Source organism: Pseudomonas sp. LAIL14HWK12:I1 (assembly GCF_003202095.1).
In the GTDB taxonomy this organism is placed as follows: domain Bacteria; phylum Pseudomonadota; class Gammaproteobacteria; order Pseudomonadales; family Pseudomonadaceae; genus Aquipseudomonas; species Aquipseudomonas monteilii.
Genome location: NZ_QJKG01000006.1, coordinates 139,436 through 162,560 on the forward strand (window position 1 = coordinate 139,436; position 23,125 = coordinate 162,560).

Genomic DNA, 23,125 nt, shown 5'->3' on the forward strand with positions numbered 1-23,125 from the left:
GCACTTGGTCGTGATCCTGCATCACGCCTTACAAAAAACAATTCCAAGAAATGCCGGCGCCACGATGTGCCGCGCGTGTAGCCAGAGGAACCCGAGATGCCGCGATATCTCGATGTGCAGGCGCCCGAACTTGGCGTTCAGCTCATCACCTTGCAACGGCCTGAGGCCCTGAATGCCTTGTGTACCGAGCTACTGGCAGAGCTGGCTGCGGCCTTGAAGCTTGCCGAGGGCGACGAGCAGATACGCGCCGTAGTGATTACCGGCAGCCCCAAGGCATTTGCCGCAGGTGCCGACATCCGTGAGATGGCCGAGCGCGATCTGGTCGGGATTCTCAGCGACCCTCGTGTAGCCCATTGGCAAGCGATCGCTGCATTCGCCAAGCCGCTGATTGCCGCCGTGAACGGCTACGCACTGGGTGGTGGTTGCGAGCTGGTGATGTGTGCCGACATCGTCATTGCCGGTACCGACGCCCGTTTCGGTCAGCCGGAAATCAACCTCGGCATCATCCCCGGCGCCGGCGGCACCCAGCGCCTGTTGCGCGCCGTCGGCAAGCCGTTGGCCATGCAGATGGTGTTGACAGGTGAAGCGATCACCGCCCGCCACGCCCTGCAGGCCGGCCTGGTCAGCGAAACCACTCAACCCGAACTCACCGTGGAACGCGCCCTGCAGGTTGCCCGCAGCATTGCCGCCAAGGCGCCCCTGGCTGTGCGCCTGGGCAAGGAAGCGTTACTGAAAGCCGGCGACACCGACCTGGCCAGCGGCCTGCGTTTCGAACGGCATGCGTTCACCCTGCTTGCCGGTACCGCCGACCGCGATGAAGGCATCCGGGCATTCCAGGAAAAGCGCCAGGCCCGCTTCCAGGGCCGCTGACCATTTTCCCTCGACTGATGGAGCGAGTCTGTCATGACTTTCCAGCACATCCTGTTTTCCATCGAGGACGGCGTCGCCCTCCTCTCGCTTAACCGCCCCGAGCAACTGAACAGCTTCAATACCGCCATGCACCTGGAAGTGCGCGAGGCACTCAAGCAAGTACGCCAGAGCAGTGACGCGCGGGTGCTTCTGCTGACCGGCGAAGGTCGTGGCTTCTGCGCCGGCCAGGACCTGTCCGACCGCAACGTTGCCCCAGGTGCCGAAATGCCAGACCTTGGCGAGTCCATCGACAGGTTTTACAACCCGCTGGTGCGCACACTGCGCGACCTGCCGCTGCCGGTGATCTGTGCGGTCAACGGCGTGGCTGCTGGCGCCGGTGCCAACATACCGCTGGCCTGCGACCTGGTACTGGCTGCCCGCTCTGCAAGCTTCATTCAGGCGTTCTGCAAGATCGGCCTGGTGCCGGACTCGGGTGGTACCTGGCTACTGCCGCGCCTGGTCGGCATGGCAAGGGCCAAGGCCCTGGCGATGCTGGGCGAGCGCCTTGGCGCGGAGCAGGCCCAGCAGTGGGGGCTGATCCATCGCGTAGTGGACGATGCCGCGCTGCGTGACGAGGCCCTCACCCTCGCCCGCCAGCTTGCCACCCAGCCCACTTACGGTCTGGCCCTGATCAAGCGCGGCCTCAATGCCAGCTTCGACAATGGGTTCGATGAGCAGCTGGAGCTGGAACGTGATCTGCAGCGCCTGGCAGGGCGCAGCGAAGACTACCGCGAAGGCGTGAGCGCCTTCATGAACAAGCGCACGCCAGATTTCAAGGGGTGCTGAACATGAGTGCACTCGCAAGCGAAGTGCAGGTGGCGGTGATCGGTGCGGGTGCCATGGGGGCCGGCATCGCCCAGGTCGCGGCCCAGGCCGGTCACCCGGTGACACTGTACGACAATCGCCCAGGGGCTGCTGCCCAGGCTGTGGCCGGTATTGATCGGCAACTCACCCGGCTGGTGGAAAAAGGCAAGTTGCAGGCAGCCGAACACGAAATGATCCGCCTGCGGCTATGCCCGGTCGACACCCTTGAAGCATTGGCTGATGCCGGCTTGGTGATCGAAGCCATTGTCGAGAACCTGCAGGTCAAGCAGGCGCTATTGCGTCAGCTCGAAGCCCTGTGCGCCGAGGATTGCATACTGGCCAGCAACACCTCGTCGTTGTCCATCACCAGCTTGGCCGCCGGCCTTGCACGCCCGCAACAGGTCGTTGGCATGCACTTCTTCAACCCGGCGCCGCTGATGGCATTAGTCGAAGTGGTGTCGGGTCTGGCAACCGAACCGGCAGTGGCCTCTTGCATCTACGCTACCGCCCAGGCCTGGGGTAAACAGCCAGTGCACACGCGCTCGACACCGGGCTTTATCGTCAACCGTGTGGCGCGGCCTTTCTATGCCGAAAGCCTGCGCCTGTTGCAGGAAGGTGCAGCCGACTGCGCCAGCCTCGATGCACTGTTACGCGATGCGGGTGGTTTCCGGATGGGGGCGTTCGAACTCACCGACCTGATAGGCCACGACGTCAACTACGCCGTCACCTGCTCGGTGTTCGATGCGTTCTATGGAGATTTCCGCTTCCAGCCTTCACTGGTGCAAAAAGAGCTGGTGGATGCCGGACGCCTTGGCCGCAAGACTGGCCAAGGCTTTTATAGCTACGCCGAAGGCGCCGAACGGCCAACACCTGCTGAACTGTGCAGCCTCACCAGCGCCGAAGCCTGCGTCATCGAGGGGCACCTGGGTGTAATGCAGCCACTGGTAGAGCGCCTGAGCCTCAACGGCATCGCTGTCACCCGGCGTGCAGGTAGCGGTGTGATCCTGGTCGGCGATGCCACCCTGGCACTGTCCGATGGCCGCCTCGCCAGCCAGCGCGCTCGTGAAGATGGCCTGCGCAACCTGGTGCTGCTCGACCTCGCACTGGACTACAGCACGGCCACGCGAATAGCCATCAGTTGGTCGGCGGACATTACCGAAAACGCACGCGACCACGCCGTGGCCCTGCTGCAGCGCGCCGGGCTCAAGGTCACGGCGGTCGCCGACCTGCCTGGCCTGGTGGTACTGCGCACCGTGGCAATGCTTGCAAACGAAGCCGCCGATGCCGTGCTGCAAGGTGTCGGCAGCGCCGCCGACATCGACTTGGCCATGCGCGCCGGCGTCAATTACCCCTGCGGCCCGCTGGCTTGGGCCGGGAATATAGGTATTGCCCACACCCTGCGCGTGCTCGACAACCTGCAGCGCAGCTACGGCGAGAGCCGTTACCGCCCTTCCCTGTTGTTACGCCGCTGCGAAGCCAAAGGAGGCACCCTGCATGACTGAAGTGGAACTGGCACACGCCTGTGCCGACGCCATGTACGCCCGCGACCAAGCCACCCAGAGCCTGGGTATCACCCTGCTGGATGCCGGCCCAGGCAGGGCCAGCCTGCGCATGCCGGTTCGTGCCGACATGATCCAGGGTCATGGCACCTGCCATGGCGGCTTCCTGTTCGCGCTGGCCGACTCGGCATTTGCCTTCGCCTGTAACAGCTACGATGAGGCCACCGTGGCGCTGGGCTGCACCATCGACTACCTGGCCCCGGCGTTGCGCGATGACGTGCTCACCGCCCGCGCCAGCGAGGTCAGCCGCAAGGGCCGTACCGGCCTGTACGACGTGCGCATCGATAACCAGCGCGGTGAGCTGGTGGCGATGTTCCATGGCAAATCCTACAAAGTGCGCGGCACCGTGCTGGCGCAGGAGACGCAAGATGAATGACCACACGCTGCCCGATGCCTTGATCATCGACGCCGTGCGCACCCCTATTGGCCGCTACGCCGGCGCCTTGAGCGGCGTGCGGGCCGATGACCTCGCCGCAATCCCGCTCAAAGCGCTGATCGAGCGTCACCCCGAACTGGACTGGAAAGCCGTCGATGACGTCATGCTCGGCTGTGCCAACCAGGCCGGTGAAGACAACCGCAACGTGGCGCACATGGCCAGCCTGTTGGCCGGGCTGCCACTCGAAGTGCCTGGGACCACCATCAACCGCCTGTGCGGCTCCGGCCTGGATGCCATCGGCAATGCAGCCCGCGCCCTGCGCTGTGGGGAAGCTGGGCTGATGCTGGCGGGCGGCGTGGAATCAATGTCCCGTGCGCCATTTGTAATGGGCAAGTCAGAGCAGGCATTCGGTCGTGCCGCCGAGCTGTTCGACACCACCATCGGCTGGCGTTTCGTCAACCCGCTCATGAAAGCTGCCTACGGTACCGATTCGATGCCGGAAACGGCCGAGAATGTGGCGCAACAGTTCGGTATTTCGCGCACCGACCAGGATGCATTCGCCCTGCGTAGCCAGCACAAGGCAGCGCTGGCTCAGGCCCGCGGCCGCCTGGCCCGGGAAATCGTGCCGGTCGAAATCCCGCAGCGCAAAGGCCCGCCCAAAGTCATCGAGCACGACGAGCACCCACGCGCCGATACCACGCTCGAGCAACTGGCCCGGCTTGGGACGCCTTTCCGTGAAGGCGGCAGCGTAACAGCGGGCAACGCCTCCGGGGTCAATGACGGTGCCTGCGCCCTGCTGCTGGCCAGTAGCGCGGCTGCCCGCCAACACGGCCTCAAGGCGCGCGGCCGTATCGTCGGCATGGCCGTGGCCGGGGTCGAGCCCCGGCTGATGGGCATCGGCCCGGTACCGGCAACCCGCAAGGTGCTGGAATTGACAGGTTTGTCGCTGGCCGACCTCGACGTCATCGAGCTTAACGAGGCCTTTGCGGCCCAGGGCCTGGCGGTGTTGCGCGAACTGGGCCTGGCCGATGACGACCCGAGGGTGAACCGCAACGGCGGTGCCATTGCCCTGGGTCACCCACTGGGCATGAGCGGTGCACGCCTGGTAACCACTGCCTTGCATGAGCTGGAAGAAACCGCCGGCCGCTACGCCCTGTGCACCATGTGCATCGGCGTTGGCCAAGGCATTGCGATGATCATCGAGCGCCTCTGAGCGGATCAGACCATCTGCCTGTTACCCAACCGAACGCAGCCATATATGCTGCGCTCATGACACTCACCGCGCGGCCTGCAACCGGTCCCGCGCGGCGTACAAGAACAATTCGAGTGAAGCCATGAACATGTACCATGATGCCGATCGTGCCCTGCTGGACCCGATGGAAACCGCCAGCGTCGATGCCCTGCGTCAGCACCAGCTGGAGCGGCTGCGCTGGAGCCTGAAGCACGCTTACGACAATGTGCCGCTGTACCGCAAGCGCTTTGCCGAGACCGGCGCCCACCCCGACGACCTCAATAGCCTTGAAGACCTGGCAAAGTTCCCCTTCACCGGCAAGAACGACCTGCGTGACAACTACCCCTACGGAATGTTTGCCGTGCCTCAGGAAGAGGTGGTGCGCCTGCACGCCTCAAGCGGCACTACAGGCAAGCCGACGGTGGTTGGCTATACGCAGAATGACATCGACACCTGGGCCAATGTCGTCGCCCGCTCGATCCGCGCGGCCGGAGGGCGTAAAGGTGACAAGGTGCACGTTTCTTACGGCTATGGGCTTTTCACGGGCGGCCTTGGCGCGCATTACGGCGCCGAGCGCCTGGGCTGTACGGTAATCCCGATGTCCGGCGGCCAGACCGAGAAGCAGGTGCAGCTGATTCGCGACTTCCAGCCTGACATCATCATGGTCACCCCCTCCTACATGCTCAACCTGGCTGACGAGATCGAGCGCCAGGGCATCGACCCGCACGACCTCAAGCTGCGGCTGGGCATTTTCGGTGCTGAACCCTGGACCGACGAGCTGCGCCGCTCGATCGAAGGGCGACTGGGCATAAATGCCCTCGACATCTATGGCCTGTCGGAAATCATGGGCCCTGGGGTGGCGATGGAGTGCATCGAAACCAAGGACGGCCCGACCATCTGGGAAGACCACTTCTACCCCGAGATCATCGACCCGGTCACCGGCGCGGTGCTGCCAGACGGTCAGCTCGGCGAGCTGGTGTTCACCTCGCTGAGCAAAGAGGCGTTGCCGATGGTGCGCTACCGCACCCGCGACCTCACCCGGCTGCTACCGGGCACCGCTCGCCCTATGCGGCGGATCGGCAAGATTACCGGCCGTAGCGACGACATGCTGATCATTCGCGGGGTCAACGTGTTCCCGACCCAAATCGAGGAACAGGTACTTAAAATAAAACAACTCTCAGAACTTTATGAGATTCATCTGTATCGCAACGGAAACCTGGACAGTGTCGAGGTGCACGTGGAGTTGCGTGGGGAGTGCCAGCACCTCGATGAAGGCCAGCGCAAACAGGTGGTCGGTGAGCTGAGCAGGCAGATCAAGACCTACATTGGCATCAGCACCCAGGTGCACCTGCAGCCTTGCGGCACGCTGAAGCGCTCCGAGGGCAAGGCCTGCCACGTGTTTGACAAACGGTTGGCCAGCTGATTCATTCGGCTGCCTTTTCGGCCCCGGCTCAGTCCGGGGCTTTTTTTTGCGTTTTACACGCACTGACAGGGCTGCGCGATCCCTGCGGGGGCGGGTTTGCCCGCGAAGAGGCCTGAAAGCGATACATAAATCTTATTTGATACACACAAAACAGTTTGACGTTATGTTTTGTATCGCTTACAAATGACTCATGCCTTAGCAGGAGTCGCAGCACATGTACGCACAGCTAGTGGAAACCGGAGTCAAGCGCGTCAAGTCGCTGGAAGAGATGTCGCCCGAGGAGCGCAACTTCCAGGAAAAGATCGACGCTGAAATCAAGATCGAAGCCAAGAACTGGATGCCCGAGGCCTACCGCCAGACCTTGATCCGGCAGATCTCCCAGCACGCCCATTCGGAAATCGTCGGCATGTTGCCCGAAGGCAACTGGGTCACCCGCGCCCCCAGCCTCAAGCGCAAGCTGCAACTGATGGCCAAGATCCAGGACGAAGCCGGCCACGGCCTCTACCTGTACAGCGCCATGGAAACCCTGGGCGCCGATCGCGACGAAGAAATCGCCAAGCTGCACAGCGGCAAGGCCAAGTATTCGAGCATCTTCAACTACCCCACGCTCAGCTGGGCCGACATGGGTGCCGTGGGCTGGCTGGTGGATGGCGCCGCCATCGTCAACCAGGTGGTCTTGCAGCGCACCTCCTACGGCCCCTACTCCCGCGCGATGATCCGTATCTGCAAGGAAGAAAGCTTCCATCAGCGCCAGGGCTACGAAATCCTCCTGACCATGATGCGCCACGGCACCCAGGCCCAGCGCGACATGGTGCAGGACGCCATCAACCGCCTGTGGTGGCCCTCGCTGATGATGTTCGGCCCCAGCGACGAACATTCCCCCAACAGCGCCCAGTCCATGGCCTGGAAAATCAAGCGTCAGACCAACGATGAGCTGCGCCAGCGCTTCATCGACCAGACCGTGCCGCAGCTCGAACTGCTCGGCTGCACTGCCCCCGACCCCGAGCTGAAGTGGAACGCCGAACGCGGTCACTACGACTTTGGCGAAATCCAATGGGACGAGTTCTACGAAGTGATCAAGGGCAATGGCCCGTGCAACCAGGAACGTGTCGCCACCCGGCGCAAGGCCATCGAGGACGGTGCCTGGGTACGCGAGGCCGCCGTGGCCTACGCGCGCAAGCAACAGAACAAGAACGCCGCCTGAGCGGCGATTGATGCGGAGATCGAAAATGTCTGTCTGGACCCTCTACGAAGTGTTCGTGCGCAGCAAGCACGGCCTTAACCACAAGCACGTCGGCAGCGTCCACGCCGCCGATGCCGCCATGGCCATCGAGAACGCCCGCGAGCTGTACACCCGCCGCAGCGAAGGCGTCAGCCTGTGGGTGGTGCCCTCGGCGCTGATCACCGCGTCGTCCCCTGACGAGAAAGACCCGCTGTTCGCCCCTTCGGACGACAAGGTCTACCGCCATGCCAGCTTCTACGAACTGCCCGACGAAGTCGGACACATGTGAGGTTGGCCATGCACAACGAAGCCCTTATCCCCTACCTGCTGTTGCTCGGCGACAGTGCCCTGGTACAAGGCCAGCGCCTTTGCGAGTGGTGTGGCCATGCCCCGGCCATCGAAGAAGAACTGGCCTTGATGAACGTCGGCCTCGATCTGGTAGGCCAGGCGCGCAATTGGCTGGAGTACGCCGCCGAGCTGCTGGATGACGGCCGCGACGCCGATGCCCTGGCCTTCCGCCGTGACGAGCGAGCCTACCGCAACCTGCTGCTGGTCGAGCAACCTAACGGCGATTACGCCGTGACCATCACCAAGCAGTTCCTCTACGACGCCTGGCACCTCGCCGTGCTGCAGGGGTTAGCTGGCTCCAGCGATGAACGTATCGCCGGTATCGCCGCCAAGGCATTGAAAGAAGTCACCTACCACCTGCGCCGTTCCAGTGAGTGGGTACAGCGCTTGGGTGGCGGCACCGCAGAGAGCCGCCAGCGCATACTTGCCGCCATTGCGTCACTGTGGCGTTTCACGGTCGAGCTGACGGCTGGCAGCGACAATGAAGTACAGCTCGCCAAAGCGGGTATCGCTGCCGACCCCGGTGCCGTGGGTGCTACCTGGCTCAAGCAGGTAAGCGAAACCTTCGCCTCGGTCGAACTGCCGCTGCCAAAGGCTGCCAGCCACTTCTACCTGGACGGTCGCAAAGGCTTGCACACCGAACACCTGGGCCTGCTGCTGGCCGAAATGCAGTTCCTGCCAAGGGCCTACCCCGATGCAACCTGGTGAGCTGATTGCCGGCGACCGGGGTGCGCGGGCGCTGCAAGGTGACGACCTGGCCCGGGCATGGGCGGTGCTTGGCCAGGTCATGGACCCGGAAGTGCCCGTGGTCAGCGTGGTCGACCTGGGAATCGTTCGCGACCTCGACTGGCGCGCCGGCCACCTGCACCTGGTGGTTACCCCGACCTACTCCGGTTGCCCCGCCACCGAGGTGATCGAAGGTGATATCCGCCAGGCGCTGGAACAGGCCGGTTTTGCCGCGCCAGACCTTGAACGCCGGCTGACCCCGGCATGGAGCACTGACTGGATCAGCGAACTGGGCCGCGAGCGCCTGCGGGCTTACGGCATCGCGCCGCCTCAAGGCAGCGCCAGCAAGCGCAGCCTGCTCGGCGAAGTGCCCCAAGTGTGCTGCCCACAATGCGGCAGCGCCCATACCGAATTGCTCAGCCAGTTCGGCTCCACCGCGTGCAAGGCGCTGTACCGCTGCCGCGAGTGCCTGGAGCCGTTCGACTATTTCAAATGCATTTGAGCCGTGGAGAACGCCATGAGCCAGTTTTACAGCCTGACCATCAAGCAAGTGCGCAACGAGACCCGTGACGCGGTGTCTATTGCCTTCGACGTGCCCGAGCACCTGCAAGCGCAGTTCCGTTTCACCCAGGGGCAGTACCTGGTCATGCGTACCCAGCTGGACAACGAAGAAGTCCGCCGCTCCTACTCCATCTGCAGCGCCGTACAGGACGGTGAGCTGCGCGTGGCCGTAAAGCGCGTGCCCGGCGGGCGTTTCTCGGCGTTTGCCAATGATAGGCTCAAAGCTGGCCAGCAACTGGACGTGATGCCGCCATCGGGCAGCTTCTTCGTACCGCTGGACCCTGCCCGCCAGGGTAATTACCTGGGCGTGGCCGCCGGCAGCGGCATAACCCCGATCCTGTCGATCATTGGCACCACCCTGGCCAGCGAGCCACACAGCCGCTTCACCTTGCTGTACGGCAACCGCTCCAGCTCTGGCGCGCTGTTCCGCGACAAGCTCGAAGACCTGAAAAACCGGTACCTCGACCGCCTGAACCTGATTTTTGTATTTAGCCGCGAGCAGCAGGATGTCGACCTGTACAACGGTCGCATCGACGCTGACAAGTGCGGCCAGCTGTTTTCGCGCTGGCTGGACGTTCCAGGCCTGGACGCGGCCTTCATCTGCGGCCCCCAGGCGATGACTGAGACCGTACGCGACAGCTTGCAGGCCAACGGCCTGGGCAAGGAGCGCATCCATTTCGAGCTGTTCGCCGCTGCCGGTAACGAAGCACGACGTGAGGCCCGCGAAGCCGCGCGCCAGGTGGACGCGGCGCTCAGCCACATCACCGTGATCAGCGACGGACGCGCGCTCACCTTCGACTTGCCACGCAACACCCAGAACGTGCTGGACGCCGGCAACGCCATCGGCGCCGAGCTGCCCTACTCCTGCAAGGCCGGCGTGTGCTCTACCTGCAAGTGCCGGGTGATCGAAGGCGAAGTGGAAATGGACAGCAACCACGCACTGGAAGACTACGAAGTGGCGGCCGGGTATGTGCTGTCGTGTCAGACCTACCCGGTGAGCGACAAAGTGGTCCTCGATTTCGACCAACTCTGAGACCGAGTCGCCTGCTTCGCGGGCGCACCCGCGAAGAGGCCATCAGCGACACCGCAACACCCGCGTGACCTCAACAAAACAATTACAACACCAAGAGATCGCTTGCCATGACACCCGAACGCATAGAAAGCATCGCCAAACACCCCGACTTCCAGCACCTTGTACGGCGCAAACGCCGCCTCAACGGCAGCCTGACCCTGGCCATGCTGGTGATCTACTACGGCTTCGTCCTGCTGGTCGCGTTTTCGCCCAGCACCCTCGGCCAGTCCCTCAGCGGCGGCGTGACCACCGTGGGCATGCTGGTGGGTGTGCTGATGGTGCTGCTGTCCTTCGCCCTGACCGGCATCTACGTGCACCGCGCCAACAACGTGCTCGACCCGCTCAACGACAAGGTCAAGCAGGAGTGCGCACAATGAACTGGACTGCCATCTCGATGTTCATGGTGTTCGTCTGCTTCACCCTGCTGGTTACCCGCTGGGCTGCCCTGCGCACCCGCTCGGCCAGCGACTTCTATACCGCCGGCGGGGGGCTGACCGGCATGCAGAACGGCCTGGCGATCGCCGGCGACATGATCAGTGCCGCTTCCTTCCTGGGCATCTCGGCCATGATGTTCATGAACGGCTACGACGGCCTGCTGTATGCCCTTGGCGTGCTGGCCGGCTGGCCGATCATCCTGTTCCTCATCGCCGAGCGCCTGCGTAACCTGGGCAAGTACACGTTCGCCGACGTGGTCAGCTACCGCCTGGCACAAACGCCGGTGCGCCTCACATCGGCATTCGGCACATTGGTCGTCGCATTGATGTATCTGGTCGCGCAGATGGTCGGCGCCGGCAAGCTGATCGAGCTGCTGTTCGGCATCAGCTACCTGTACGCGGTCATGCTGGTCGGTGTGTTGATGGTTGCCTACGTCACCTTCGGCGGTATGCTTGCCACCACCTGGGTGCAGATCATCAAGGCAGTCATGCTGCTGTCGGGCACCAGCTTCATGGCCTTCATGGTGCTCAAGCATTTTGGCTTCAGCACCGAAGCCATGTTCGCCAGCGCCGTGGCCGTGCATGCCAAGGGGCAGGCAATCATGGCCCCGGGTGGCTTGCTGTCCAACCCGATTGATGCCATTTCCCTTGGCTTGGGCATGATGTTCGGCACCGCTGGCCTGCCGCATATCCTGATGCGCTTCTTCACCGTCAGCGACGCCAAGGAAGCACGCAAGAGCGTGTTCTATGCCACCGGCTTCATCGGCTACTTCTACCTGCTGCTGATCGTCATTGGCTTTGGCGCCATCGTCATGGTTGGCACCGAGCCGTCCTACCGCGATGCCACCGGCGCCATCATCGGCGGCGGCAACATGGTCGCCGTGCACCTGGCCCAGGCCGTGGGCGGCAACCTGTTCCTTGGTTTCATCTCCGCCGTGGCCTTCGCCACCATCCTGGCCGTGGTGGCTGGCCTGGCGCTGTCTGGCGCGTCGGCCGTGTCCCACGATCTGTACGCTTGCGTGTTCCGTCAAGGCAAGGCCACCGAGCAGGAAGAAATGCGTGTGTCGCGTATCGCCACCCTGCTGATAGGCCTGCTGGCGGTGATCCTTGGCCTGCTGTTCGAGTCGCAGAACATCGCCTTCCTCTCCGGCCTGGTACTGGCAGTGGCTGCCTCGGTGAATTTCCCGGTGCTGCTGCTCTCGATGTTCTGGAAGGGGCTGACCACCCGTGGCGCGGTATGCGGCAGCATGGCTGGCCTGGTTACGGCAGTGCTGCTGGTGGTGCTTGGCCCGGCGGTGTGGGTCAACGTGCTGCACAACGAAAAAGCTTTGTTCCCTTACAGCAACCCGGCGTTGTTCTCCATGAGCCTGGCGTTCCTCAGTGCCTGGGTGTTCTCGGTCACCGACAGCTCTGAGCGTGCCACTGAAGAGCGCGGCCGCTACCTCGCCCAGTTCATCCGCTCCATGACCGGTATCGGCGCCGCCGGCGCCAGCAAGCACTGACTTCAAGGACGAACAATCATGTCGGGTAAAACAACAACAATGAACCGCACGCACTTCATGTCAGCTGCCTGGCTGGCCACCCTCGCATTGCCATTGCCAGCGATGGCAGACTTCATCAGCGACAGCCACGCACGGCTGGAGCTGCGTAACCACTACATCAACCGCGACTTCCGCCAAAGCAATGCCCCGCAGGCCAAGTCCGAGGAATGGGGCCAGGGCTTTACCGCCAAGCTGGAGTCGGGCTTTACCGAAGGCCCGGTCGGTTTTGGCGTCGATGCCATGGGCCAGCTGGGTATCAAGCTCGACTCCAGTCGCGACCGCCGCAACACCGGCTTGCTGCCCTTTGGACCAAACAGCCATGAACCGGTCGATGACTACAGCGAACTGGGCCTGACCGGCAAGCTGCGCGTGTCCAAAAGCACATTGCGCCTGGGCACGCTGCAACCCATCTTGCCGGTGGTGGTCTACAACGACACCCGCCTGCTGGCGTCCACCTTCCAGGGTGGCCTGTTGACCAGCCAGGACCTTGATGGCTTCACCTTCAACGCCGGCCGCCTGACCAAGGCCAACCTGCGCGATTCCTCGGGCCGGGACGACATCGGCTATGGCGCTGCGACCAGCGACCACCTGGACTTCGGCGGTGGCAGCTATGCCATCACCCCGCAAACCAGCGTCAGCTACTACTACGCCAAACTCGAAGACATCTACCGCCAGCAGTTCGTGGGCCTGATCGATACCCGTCCGTTGAGCGAAGGTGTGAGCCTGCGCAGCGACCTGCGCTACTTCGACAGCCGCAACGACGGCGCCGAGCGTGCCGGCAACATCGACAACCGCAACTTCAACGCCATGTTCACGCTCGGCGTGCGGGCGCACAAGTTCACCGCCACCTGGCAGCAGATGTCCGGCGACAGCGCCTTCCCGTTCGTCAACGGCGGCGACCCGTTCACGGTCAACCTGGTCACCTACAACACCTTCACCCGTGCCGGGCTGGACTCATGGCAAGTGCGCTATGACTACGACTTTGTGGCGATGGGCATCCCCGGCCTGAGTTTGATGACCCGCTACACCGACGGCCGCCACGCCGAAACCGCCACCGTCAGCAATGGCCGCGAGCGCGAACGCGACACCGACATCACCTACGTCATCCAGAGCGGCCCGTTCAAAGACGTGAGCCTGCGCTGGCGCAATGTCACTTTCCGTTCCGGCAATGGCCTGACCAATGCCGTGGACGAAAACCGACTGATCATCGGCTACACCCTGGCGCTGTGGTAACAGCGCGCCCCTACATTTGAACAGCATGGAGAACAGCATGTCTGCCGCCCCTACCCTGCAAAGCTTCATTGCCGGCCGTTGGCTGGGCCAGCATGGCGCTCAGGCCCTGCGCAGTGCCCTCGACGGCCACGTGCTTGCCTACAGCCATGAAGAGCGCCCGGACTTCGCCGAAGCCGTGGACTACGCCCGAGCCCGTGGCCTTGCCAGCTTGATGGCCATGGACTTCCAGCAGCGCGCCCAGCGCCTCAAAGCCCTGGCCTTGTACCTGGCCGAACGCAAGGAACAGCTTTACGCCTTGTCGCACCACAGCGGCGCTACCCGTGCCGACAGCTGGATCGACATCGAGGGTGGTAACGCCACGTTGTTCTCGTACGCGGGCATTGGCAGCCGTGAGTTGCCGTCGGGCAACCTGGTTCACGAAGGCCCTGCCATTGCGCTGGGCAAACAAGGCCATTTCGCCGGCAGCCACATCCTGGTGCCGCGTGCAGGCGTTGCGGTGCACATCAACGCGTTCAACTTCCCCATCTGGGGCATGCTGGAAAAATTCGCGCCGACTTTCCTGGCCGGCATGCCTTGTATCGTCAAGCCTGCGACCTCCACCAGCTACCTGACCGAAGCCGTCGTGCGCCTGATGAACGCCTCCGGCTTGCTGCCGGAAGGTAGCCTGCAATTGGTGATCGGCAGCACAGGCGACTTGCTCGACCGCCTGCAGGGTCAGGATGTCGTGACCTTCACCGGCTCCGCCGATACCGCTGCCAAATTGCGCGTCACGCCGAACCTGATACGTAATTCGGTACCTTTCACCGCAGAGGCGGATTCGCTGAACTGTGCCATCCTCGGGCCGGACGTGAGCCCGGACAGCGAAGAGTTCGATCTGTATATCAAGGAGGTGGTGCGTGAAATGACCACCAAGGCCGGGCAGAAATGCACCGCCATCCGCCGGGCCATTGTGCCGGCCAGGCACATCGATGCCGTTGCCACACGCTTGCGCGAGCGCCTGAGCAAAGTCGTGGTTGGCGACCCCTCGCTGGAAGGCGTGCGCATGGGTGCACTGGCCTCCCACGACCAGCAGCACGACGTGGCCGAGCGGGTACGCAGCCTGCTGCAAAGTTGTGACCAGCTGTTCGGCGCCAGCGATGGCTTTGCGCCGCGCGGCGAGGGTGTGGCCGAAGGGGCGTTCTTCGCCCCGACCCTGCTGCAAGCCCGCGACCCGCACGCCGAAGGCGGCGCCCACGACATCGAGGCGTTCGGCCCGGTCAGCACGCTGATGGCCTACGATGATCTTGACGAAGCCTTGGCGCTGGCCGCGCGGGGCAAAGGCAGCCTGGTGGCAACCCTGGTCACCGCCGACCGTAGCGTGGCGGCCAAGGCCATTCCGGTGGCGGCTGCCTGGCATGGCCGCCTGCTGGTGCTCGACAGCGAGGCCGCGAAGGAGTCCACCGGTCATGGCTCGCCATTGCCGCAACTCAAGCACGGCGGCCCTGGCCGGGCCGGTGGTGGTGAAGAGCTGGGTGGCCTGCGTGCGGTCAAGCACTACCTGCAGCGTGCCGCTGTCCAGGGTTCGCCGAGCATGCTCACGGCAGTCACCGGCGAATACGTGCGCGGTGGCGAAGTGATCGAAACCGAAGTGCACCCGTTCCGCCGCTACTTCCAGCAGCTGCGCATTGGCGAGTCGCTGCTGACCCACCGCCGCACGGTGACCGAAGCCGACCTGGTCAACTTCGGCTGCCTGTCGGGTGACCACTTCTACATGCATTTCGACGAAATCGCAGCCAAGGAATCGCAGTTTGGCAAGCGCATTGCCCATGGCTACTTCGTGCTGTCGGCGGCAGCCGGCCTGTTCGTGTCGCCGGGTGCCGGGCCGGTGTTGGCCAACTATGGCCTGGATACTCTGCGTTTCATCAACCCGGTGGGCATTGGCGACACCATCCAAGCGCGTTTGACCTGCAAGCGCAAAATCGACCAAGGCAAGACCAGCCCGTTGGGCCAGCCGCAGGGTGTGGTGGCGTGGGATGTCGAAGTCACTAACCAACTGGGGGAGCTGGTGGCCAGCTATGACATCCTGACCTTGGTGTTGAAGCAGCCGGAGTGATGGTTTGACCTCGCCGGCCACTTCACGGGTTCAACCGCGAAGTGGCCGGCAGCTTCAGGTGTGGCATCAACGCATTGCCGCCGGATCCACCGCCGACTGGTTCGGCTTGCTCCCCGAAATTCGCCAGGTCACTTCGGTAATCCCGTAGCGCTCGGCCATGGGCCGGCTGATCTTCCGAATTTTTTCGCGCCCGAACTTGGGAATGATGCCGATGCCCGCATCGCAACTTGCCCAATGCCAGGCCTCGGCATTGTCCAACCGCTCCAGACGAATGATGAAACTGCGCGGCTGGCCATGCAGTTGGTAATCGATGATGTACAGTTGTGGGCTAGGCATCGCAAGGGGCCTCCTCTTCTCCATGGATGACAACCTGATTGATCCGGGCATGGCCAGATAATTCAAAAAAATGTCGAACAATTAGAACCCGTTACCCTAAGGTGGGGATGTTCAGTCACTGGCTGCGGCTGCGCCCGTGGCTATTCTGCCCCCCTTTGCGGCCCGCTTCCGATGCCCGCTGGCGGTCATTGGCAAAATTGCCGCCAGAAGCCTGCCCTCCCTTTTGCCCGGCGCGGGAGGCGCGCTCTCTGTCGTTGGCGAAGTTGCCTGGGTTGGTTTCCTTGGTGCCACCACGTTGGCCGGTTTGCGCTTGATCCTGTGCCATGTCGTTACTCCTTGCGAGGATTTGGCGGGTTGCATGGCCAGTACCATGCCCTAATTCCGAGCCGCCAATTGCAAGGTCTGCTCAATCGTTTTGCCCGCAGGTGACGAGCGGCACGAAACTGTTACGGGCAAAATGTTTGCGCGGCAAAGCTGCCGGCCTTGGACCGTCAAGCGTGAACACTCCACTGAACCGCATCCACGTCGATCGGCATTTCATCAATGGCATGGATCATCCCGTTCTCCAGCGCCTCCCGTGGCCCCAATATGCGCGGATAGGCCATCAGATACCGCGGCACATCCAGTACCTCAGCGGCGCCTTTGGTGCGTTCGGCGACGATCTGCGCATACAAGCGCAAATCGTAATCCAGGCTCATGGCGTACTCGGCCATCCTTGAATGGTCCACCGAGCCATGCAAGGTCCAATGAAACGGGTGGAACAGGAACTTGCTGTAACTGCATGCCGTACGCCGCTCCCCGGCCAGAAACAGAATATTACCCATGGACTCCACCGTGCCCAGGTTGTGCGTCTGCACCTGAATCGGTAACGCACGCAGGAAGTTGTACAGGGTAAACCCGTAGCTGCACTCGCCCCCCATGGTGGCGATGTTCAGTTGCAGTACCTCGGCCCCCTGCTGCAACGCCCGTGAACAGGTATTGACCAGGTTGCCGCAGGTTGACGAGTTGATAGGCCCGGTGAAATGGATGATATGTCGTGCCATGTTTGCCTCCAGGGTTGGCAGGTCACTCCTTGGACTTGGCGTGTATGCGGTGGAAACGTCAACCGCCGCAAAGTTCAACCCGGCCTCACCCTGTTGGCGCAACGCCATGCAGAGGCCGTCTGGCCTGGCATTACGACACAGGTTACACGTGGCTGAACAACACCCGTTTGAACGCTTCGGCCGCCAAGTGAACCTGCACCGCCCAGTCATCCGCTGCATCGCTGCCGGCATCGTCGGAAATGTACTTGAGGCAAACAAAAGGTATGTTTTCGTCGCGTGCGATCAAAGCCAGCACATAGGCTTCCATGTCGACCACGTCATAAGGCGCGTCGCCATGGTTGATCTCGAAGTTGTCGCCACTGCCACAGGTTTCCTGCGCCAGCCCGGGGATAGCGGTGCCGTGCTCCAGTACCACCGGTATGTCCGACAGCGGCGTTTCATACCGGGCAAAGCCCAATGGCGTCACATCCATGTCGCGTTGCACGAAGCGGCTACAACACACCACCTCGCCCTTGCCATGGCGCTGGCTGCCCGCCGAGCCCAGGTTCACGATCAGCTTCGGGCGGTGCGCCGCAATGGCTTTGGTCAGGGCGATGGCAGCATTCACCTTGCCAATACCCGTGAACACGGTGCGCACCTCGGTGAATACATCGCCCGCCTCGGCCTCGAGGGCGAAGACGAATAGCGTGTCATCCAGGGAAATGTCAGGGAATTGCTTGATCAGCATCATGGAGCAGATGATTCCGGGTGGCTGCAAAGGGCGCCGCCATTGTCGGCCAACCCTGGCTAATTGCAAACCCCCGGTTCATTGCAGTGCCAGGTCGCCCCGGCACTGCCATCAGGTCACTTACGAGCGGCCGCCCTTACGGCCCGACTCGCTATCGTGGGGCATGTTGCCGCCCGAAGACTGGCCGCCCTTGCGTCCGGCTTCGGAGGCCTTTTCACGATCGTTGGCGAAGTTGCCCGGGTTCTTGCTACCACCCTGGCTGCCTTGTTGATTGCCGGTGCGGCTGTTTTCTTTGTTGGCCATGGTCTTGAAACCTCGTATGACTTGGGTGTGCACGGCACGTTGCCGTACACAGGTTGTGAGTACGGCTCCCTCGGGGGATTCGGTTTATTGCGAAGGGTTCGGACCGGTGGCGTTAAATAAGCGACAACGCCATATTTGGGGCGCCTGTCAGTCGTGCGGCGGGCTATCCAGGCGAGCTTGTCGGCGGCCCAGCCAGCCACCGGTCACTGCCCAGCCCAAGGCAATCAATGCGCCGATGAGCATCGCCAGTTGCGGGTGCTCGCCCATCACGTCCAGTGCCCGCTTGACCCAGCCGCTCAAGGCATCGCCACCCCGGTAGACCACCGTGTCGATGAAGTTCTTGGCCTTGTACTTGTCCTCGGCCGGCAGTACCGTGAACAGCATTTCCCGCCCAGGCCGCACCAGTGCGTATTCGCCAGCTCGGCGCACCACCATGACCCCCACGAACACGGCGAACACCGGGGCCAGCGCCAGCCACACAAAGCCCACAGCCATCACCAGCGGCACCGCTACCAGCAACACCCCCACGCCCAACCGACGCGCCAGGCGGCCCGTGAGGAATACCTGGGTAAGGATGGCCAATGCCTGCACGACGGTGTCGATCAGGCCGAACACCTGGGTTTGCCGGGTGCGATCGGCAAAGGTTTCGCTGACGATGCGTGCCTGCTCGAAATACAAGAAGGTGCTGACGCTGGCCAGCAACACGACGAACAGCGCGATCCCCAGCAGATACGGCGAGCACAGTACGGCGGTGGCACCGGCAAACGGGTTGCCGCCCAAAGGTCGCGATCCCGAGCGTTGGGCTTGTGCCGGTAGAGGTTCGCGTGCTCGCCAGCGTTGCAGGAACAGGGCCGCGCTACTGCTGCCCAGCAACAATACCGCCGCCAGCACCAGCAGCCCGGCATGGCCCAGCGGCGCCACCAGCAAGGTGCCTAGCAGGGGGCCACTTAGCCCGCCCAGGCTAGCCCCAGCTGCCAGCAGGCCGAACAAACGCTTGCCCTGGGCGGTGGAAAACAGATCAGCAAGCACGCTCCAGGCCAGGGAGATGGTCAGCAGGTTGAATACCGACAGCCAGATGTAGAAGGCCCGGGCCGCCCACACGTCGTCAGGGGCAACTGCGAACAGGGCGGCGAACAGCAGCAGGTTGCTGGCAAAGAAGCCATAGGTCCACGGCAGGATGAGCCTGCGTTGCACCCTGGACGCCAGCCAGCCGAACAGCGGCAGGCACGCCAGGGTGGCAATGAAGGTGCCGGTGAACAGCCATTGCAGGTTGTCCACCCCACCGGCAATACCCATGGTTTCGCGCACCGGGCGCAGCATGAAGTAACCGGTGAACAGCAGGAAGAACAGCAGCAAGCCGGCGATGACCGCCGGCCCCTCGCCGGGCTTGATGTTCAGCCCTTGATCGAGACGCTGCCGCCACGCTTGCATGGTGTCAGGCAAACTGCTTGATCAGCGCCTGTTGCTGCGCCTGACTAAGCAGGGGTTCATGCCCGGCCTTCAGCTGGTCGAGCTGGCGTTCGGGCCGGCCGGTGGCGGGGATGACCGTGGTCACCGCCGGATGGCTGATGGCGAACTTCAGAAACAGCTGCGCCCAGCTGCCGATGCCTGCTTCTGCGGCCCAGCCGGGCAACGCCTGGTCCTTGACCCGCGCAAACAGGCGGCCATCGTCGAAAGCACGGTTGATCAGCACCGCAACACCTTTGTCCTGGCAAAGCGGCAGCAGTGCGCGGGCGGCGTCGGGGGCGTTGACCGAGTAGTTGATCTGGATGAAGTCCAGCGGCTCGCTGCGCACGATTCGGGCGACTTCGTCCTGGCCACTGTTCAGGTAATGGGTGATGCCGACGTAACGGGCCTTGCCCTGATGCTTCAGCTCACGGGCATAGGGCAGCTGGGTCTGCCACTCACGCAGATTGTGAATTTGCAGCAAGTCGACTTTGTCGGTACGCAGGCTCTTCAGGCTGCCGGCCCACTGTGCTTCGGCCTCGGCCCGGCTGTTGGCAGCGATCTTGGTGGCTATGAAGCACTGCCGATGCCAGCCACCCTCCTCGAGCAACTGGCCGAGTATGCTGTCGGCGCCACCATAATTGGGCGACGTATCGATCACCCGGCCACCGCCTTCGAAAAAGGCCTTGAGCACGATTTTCAGCTGCTCGTACTGAGCCGAACCAGCGTCCACTTCGAAGCTGCCCGAGGTACCGGCACCGATAACCGGCAACGCTTCACCGGTGGACGGCACTTTACGGGTCAGCAGGCCGGCCGGGCTGGCGGCATGCAGCCAAGGGGCCGCCGCCAGCAAGCTCAAAGCGGCACTGGCGCGTAGGACATCACGACGTGCGTACATGGAAAGCTCCCGTCATGAATCGGAAACTTTCAAGGCTAGTCGCTCTGCTCCGCGCCAGCAGGTGTTTCTGTTTCTGGATGTTTAGTGATCAGGCCTGCAGCAGCTGGCGCAGGTCGACCCCCGCGTCACCCATCGGCGGGCACCAGTAATAGCCACCGGTGAGTGGCCGGCTGAAGCGGTACAGGCCATCGATGATGCCGTCCTCCAGTCCGCTCATACGCCGCAGTTGCACCTCGAATGCATCGAAGCTGTGGCCCAGGGCGACAAAGGCCAGGCCGGCACCGCGCTGGTCGGCCCAGGCCACCGAGCGACGCACCATGAACGCCTCGGGTTCGAAGCTTTCCTGGGCGGTGCGCTTGACGTGTGCGGACTCGGGCGCGTCGTCGAGCTCTTCGTTGTCGCTCAGGCGACGGCCGATAATGTTGTCCTGATCGGCCTGGGGCAGCGACTTGAAGTATTCCAGGTCGTGCTTCCACAGCTGGAACGCGGCAAAGCTGGAACCGTCGCTGGCAATGGCCGCTTGCACCGCATCTTCGTCCACCGGGTTTTCGGTGCCGTCTTCGTAGCCTGTCAGGTCATGGCCGCCACGGTGCAGGAAGCCATCAACGCTGTCCGCCAGGCGCAAGGCCGGTGCCAGCACCTGTTCCAGGGCGTGGGCGCGCAGCAGCAGGTCGCCGCGCTCGTTCCCGCGCAACCACAGCCACAGGGCGTGCTGAGTGCTCGGGTTTTCTACGGCGGCATCTAGCAGCGGGAAGGCGCGCAGGCCGGGCACTTCGCGGCCCAGGGCCTTGGCCAGCGGGGCGCCGACACCGAGCAGCAGCTGTTCTCCATCGACCTGCGGCAGCAAGGCATCGAGCACAGCAGGCAACGCCTCGGGTGACTGCAGGGTGAAGAACAGGTGACGGGCGTGGGCCGGCACAGGGTTGGCAAGCAGACCTTGCTGGAACGGCATGACAGGCTAATCCTTGGTAAAAGCGGGAATGCTACTGCGCCTGCAGGCCTACTGCAACGCGGCATGCAGCCTGGCCAGCCGCTGCGCTTGGTAACAAATGGTTACCAATAGCTGGCCCTTTGCAATGAGCTATCAATCCGCGCCTGCCTACACTCCTCGAGATCCTTCGCCCAAGAGACCCCCCATGACAGCCTCGCCCTTGCTCACCGCCGTTCTGCCGCTAGCCTTGGGCATCATCATGCTCGGCCTTGGGCTGTCGTTGACCCTGGCGGACTTCGCTCGCGTTGTGAAATACCCCAAACCGGTGATGGTCGGCCTGGCCTGCCAGATCCTGCTGCTGCCGTTGGTGTGTTTCCTGATCGCCAACGGTTTTGGCCTGGAGTCGGCCCTTGCGGTAGGGCTGATGCTGTTGGCGGCCTCGCCAGGCGGCACCACGGCCAACCTGTTCAGCCACCTGGCCCATGGCGATGTGGCGCTGAACATCACACTCACGGCGGTCAATTCGCTGATCGCAATCCTGACCATGCCATTGCTCGTGAACCTGTCGTTGAGCTGGTTCATGGCTTCGGATCAAGCCATTGCGCTGCAGTTTGCCAAAGTGATGCAGGTGTTTGCCATTGTGCTGCTGCCGGTGGCACTGGGCATGCTGATACGCCATTTCGCCCCGGCTTTCGCCGCGCGCATGGAAAAACCGATGAAGCTGGTGGCCGCGCTTTTCCTCGCCTTCACCATCGTCCTGGCCTTGGCCAAGGACTGGCAGACCGTGGTCGAGTATGCGCCGGTGGTGGGCCTGGCGGCGCTGCTGTTCAACCTGTTGAGCCTGGCAGTGGGTTACTGGGTGCCGCGCCTGCTGAATATTCCCAAGCGCCAGGCAATTGCCATTGGCATGGAAATCGGCATCCATAACGGGACCTTGGCCATTGCCTTGGCGCTGAGCCCTTCGCTGCTGAACAACGCGACCATGGCAGTACCGGCGGCACTGTATAGCCTGATCATGTTCTTTACGGCAGCGGGGTTTGGCTGGTGGGTGAGCCGTGGGCATGTGGCGGCGCAGCCCGAAGGCGAAGCGGCGAATTGAGGCCCGTTCAGGTTGTCACTGCTGGCTGCGCTTGCTGCGCAGCTGCTGCTTCAACACCTTCAATGGGGGCGCATAGAAGAAACCGAACGAAACACTTCCCTTGCGCCCCTTCACCGCATGGTGCAACCGATGCGCCCGGTGCAAGCGTTTGAGGTAGCGGTTGACTGGCCGAGGCTTGCGCGGCCAGTGCCGGTGAAAAAATCCGTCATGGGCCACCACATACAGCACCCCGTACCCAGCCACCCCACCGCCCACCCACTGCAAGGGCGCATAACCGCTTTTGCCAAGCGCTACCAGTGCCGTGGCGATCAGGCCAAGGGCCACGAGGTACAGGTCATTGGTTTCGAGCATGCCCAGGTGAGGCTCATGGTGCGAACGGTGCAGCCACCAGCCCCAGCCATGCATGATGTACTTGTGAGCCAGCGTGCCAACGCCCTCCATGGCCACCAGGGTGCCGAACAGTACGGCGAGATTGAACAGCATGGAACGGTCCGGGTGATGGCAAAGAGAGGCGCAAGGTTAACGGCTGCCCAGGTTTTTTTCCATGTGGGCGTGAGCGGCTGCACGCCATTCAAGGATGAAGCCATTGTCATGTTTCGCCCTTGACCTGCTCTGCCACCGGGCGTATGGTCCGCGACGCAATTTTGCCTTCCTAAACAGGAGACCTGCCTTGGACAGTAGCCCCAGTCGCTTGCGACAGGCCCGCGTGGCGCACTAGCCCGGCAGTGTCCTGCACTGTCCGGCCGCCCTGGCAAGACGGTGGTTTCTTGTAACCCCCGCTTTTCCTCCCTTCCTCGTGATCCTGCGCATT

Annotated in this window: 24 protein-coding genes and 1 pseudogene; 16 read left to right on the plus strand and 9 right to left on the minus strand. The window is 63.0% G+C overall.

All coding sequences use genetic code 11. The features are described 5' to 3' along the window. Positions 1-96 precede the first annotated feature (96 nt). The 15 genes and pseudogenes from paaF to paaZ all read left to right on the plus strand — a co-directional run bounded on the left by paaF (position 97) and on the right by paaZ (position 15,531). Complete coding sequence (gene paaF / locus D906_RS16715; protein WP_025754113.1) at positions 97-870, plus strand: 2,3-dehydroadipyl-CoA hydratase PaaF; 774 nt, start codon at positions 97-99, stop codon at positions 868-870. Between the two features lie 33 nt (positions 871-903). After that, complete coding sequence (paaG, locus tag D906_RS16720; protein ID WP_025754114.1) at positions 904-1,695, plus strand: 2-(1,2-epoxy-1,2-dihydrophenyl)acetyl-CoA isomerase PaaG; 792 nt, start codon at positions 904-906, stop codon at positions 1,693-1,695. Positions 1,696-1,697: 2 nt separating this feature from the next. After that, positions 1,698-3,215 carry a 3-hydroxyacyl-CoA dehydrogenase PaaH gene (gene paaH / locus D906_RS16725; RefSeq protein WP_026020365.1) on the plus strand — a complete coding sequence of 506 codons (1,518 nt, stop codon included), beginning with the start codon at positions 1,698-1,700 and terminating at the stop codon, positions 3,213-3,215. After that, positions 3,208-3,648 carry a hydroxyphenylacetyl-CoA thioesterase PaaI gene (paaI, locus tag D906_RS16730; protein WP_019097398.1) on the plus strand — a complete coding sequence of 147 codons (441 nt, stop codon included), beginning with the start codon at positions 3,208-3,210 and terminating at the stop codon, positions 3,646-3,648. Before paaH ends, paaI begins: the two co-directional genes overlap by 8 nt. After that, on the plus strand, positions 3,641-4,861 hold the full coding sequence (gene pcaF / locus D906_RS16735; protein ID WP_019097399.1) for a 3-oxoadipyl-CoA thiolase: 1,221 nt from the start codon (positions 3,641-3,643) through the stop codon (positions 4,859-4,861). Before paaI ends, pcaF begins: the two co-directional genes overlap by 8 nt. A gap of 121 nt (positions 4,862-4,982) precedes the next feature. Then, entirely contained in the window at positions 4,983-6,302 is a 1,320-nt protein-coding gene (gene paaK, locus D906_RS16740; protein ID WP_019097400.1) for a phenylacetate--CoA ligase PaaK, read from the plus strand. Between the two features lie 214 nt (positions 6,303-6,516). Continuing rightward, a complete protein-coding gene (gene paaA / locus D906_RS16745) occupies positions 6,517-7,506 on the plus strand; it encodes a 1,2-phenylacetyl-CoA epoxidase subunit PaaA (RefSeq protein WP_025754119.1) in 990 nt (329 codons plus the stop codon). Between the two features lie 25 nt (positions 7,507-7,531). Next, positions 7,532-7,813 (plus strand): 1,2-phenylacetyl-CoA epoxidase subunit PaaB, encoded by a 282-nt coding sequence (gene paaB / locus D906_RS16750; RefSeq protein ID WP_004374528.1) that lies wholly within the window; start codon positions 7,532-7,534, stop codon positions 7,811-7,813. Between the two features lie 8 nt (positions 7,814-7,821). Continuing rightward, positions 7,822-8,580 (plus strand): 1,2-phenylacetyl-CoA epoxidase subunit PaaC, encoded by a 759-nt coding sequence (paaC, locus tag D906_RS16755; protein WP_027615562.1) that lies wholly within the window; start codon positions 7,822-7,824, stop codon positions 8,578-8,580. Continuing rightward, positions 8,567-9,100 (plus strand): 1,2-phenylacetyl-CoA epoxidase subunit PaaD, encoded by a 534-nt coding sequence (gene paaD / locus D906_RS16760; RefSeq protein WP_016715219.1) that lies wholly within the window; start codon positions 8,567-8,569, stop codon positions 9,098-9,100. Before paaC ends, paaD begins: the two co-directional genes overlap by 14 nt. Positions 9,101-9,115: 15 nt before the next feature. Beyond that, the gene (gene paaE, locus D906_RS16765) at positions 9,116-10,192 is read left to right on the plus strand and encodes a 1,2-phenylacetyl-CoA epoxidase subunit PaaE (RefSeq protein ID WP_019097403.1); all 1,077 of its coding nucleotides are present in this window, start codon (positions 9,116-9,118) and stop codon (positions 10,190-10,192) included. A gap of 107 nt (positions 10,193-10,299) precedes the next feature. Then, entirely contained in the window at positions 10,300-10,608 is a 309-nt protein-coding gene (locus D906_RS16770; RefSeq protein ID WP_016715221.1) for a DUF485 domain-containing protein, read from the plus strand. Then, positions 10,599-12,167 (plus strand): annotated as a pseudogene (locus D906_RS16775) (cation acetate symporter); the annotation flags it as partial. The gene D906_RS16770 and the pseudogene D906_RS16775, both read left to right, overlap by 10 nt. 39 nt (positions 12,168-12,206) lie before the next feature. After that, positions 12,207-13,439, plus strand: coding sequence for an OprD family porin (locus tag D906_RS16780; protein WP_027615561.1), 1,233 nt, complete (start codon positions 12,207-12,209; stop codon positions 13,437-13,439). Between the two features lie 37 nt (positions 13,440-13,476). Continuing rightward, on the plus strand, positions 13,477-15,531 hold the full coding sequence (paaZ, locus tag D906_RS16785) for a phenylacetic acid degradation bifunctional protein PaaZ (RefSeq protein ID WP_016715224.1): 2,055 nt from the start codon (positions 13,477-13,479) through the stop codon (positions 15,529-15,531). Positions 15,532-15,597: 66 nt separating this feature from the next. Here paaZ and D906_RS16790 read toward each other — a convergent pair whose 3' ends face one another. From D906_RS16790 to D906_RS16825, 8 genes are all read right to left on the minus strand, one after another. Further along, positions 15,598-15,867, minus strand: coding sequence for a DUF6555 family protein (locus D906_RS16790; RefSeq protein WP_016715225.1), 270 nt, complete (start codon positions 15,865-15,867; stop codon positions 15,598-15,600). 115 nt (positions 15,868-15,982) lie between these two features. Continuing rightward, positions 15,983-16,192 carry a general stress protein gene (locus tag D906_RS16795; protein WP_016715226.1) on the minus strand — a complete coding sequence of 70 codons (210 nt, stop codon included), beginning with the start codon at positions 16,190-16,192 and terminating at the stop codon, positions 15,983-15,985. Between the two features lie 166 nt (positions 16,193-16,358). Beyond that, positions 16,359-16,910 (minus strand): ATP-dependent Clp protease proteolytic subunit, encoded by a 552-nt coding sequence (locus D906_RS16800; protein WP_016715227.1) that lies wholly within the window; start codon positions 16,908-16,910, stop codon positions 16,359-16,361. A gap of 142 nt (positions 16,911-17,052) precedes the next feature. After that, positions 17,053-17,640, minus strand: a complete 588-nt coding sequence (locus D906_RS16805) for a nucleosidase (protein WP_016715228.1) — start codon at positions 17,638-17,640, stop codon at positions 17,053-17,055. Positions 17,641-17,757: 117 nt separating this feature from the next. Next, positions 17,758-17,940 carry a general stress protein gene (locus tag D906_RS16810; RefSeq protein WP_016715229.1) on the minus strand — a complete coding sequence of 61 codons (183 nt, stop codon included), beginning with the start codon at positions 17,938-17,940 and terminating at the stop codon, positions 17,758-17,760. A 147-nt stretch (positions 17,941-18,087) separates the two neighbouring features. After that, positions 18,088-19,371 carry an NTP/NDP exchange transporter gene (locus D906_RS16815; RefSeq protein WP_025754121.1) on the minus strand — a complete coding sequence of 428 codons (1,284 nt, stop codon included), beginning with the start codon at positions 19,369-19,371 and terminating at the stop codon, positions 18,088-18,090. A 4-nt stretch (positions 19,372-19,375) separates the two neighbouring features. Then, on the minus strand, positions 19,376-20,284 hold the full coding sequence (locus tag D906_RS16820; protein ID WP_027615560.1) for an aldo/keto reductase: 909 nt from the start codon (positions 20,282-20,284) through the stop codon (positions 19,376-19,378). Between the two features lie 88 nt (positions 20,285-20,372). Then, entirely contained in the window at positions 20,373-21,236 is an 864-nt protein-coding gene (locus D906_RS16825) for a Dyp-type peroxidase (RefSeq protein ID WP_025754122.1), read from the minus strand. A gap of 184 nt (positions 21,237-21,420) precedes the next feature. Between D906_RS16825 and D906_RS16830 the strand changes: the two genes are divergently transcribed. Then, the gene (locus D906_RS16830; RefSeq protein ID WP_019099101.1) at positions 21,421-22,314 is read left to right on the plus strand and encodes a bile acid:sodium symporter family protein; all 894 of its coding nucleotides are present in this window, start codon (positions 21,421-21,423) and stop codon (positions 22,312-22,314) included. A 15-nt stretch (positions 22,315-22,329) separates the two neighbouring features. Here the strand turns inward: D906_RS16830 and D906_RS16835 are convergent, their stop codons facing one another. Then, positions 22,330-22,797 carry a sterol desaturase family protein gene (locus D906_RS16835; protein ID WP_019099100.1) on the minus strand — a complete coding sequence of 156 codons (468 nt, stop codon included), beginning with the start codon at positions 22,795-22,797 and terminating at the stop codon, positions 22,330-22,332. Positions 22,798-23,125: the final 328 nt, after the last annotated feature.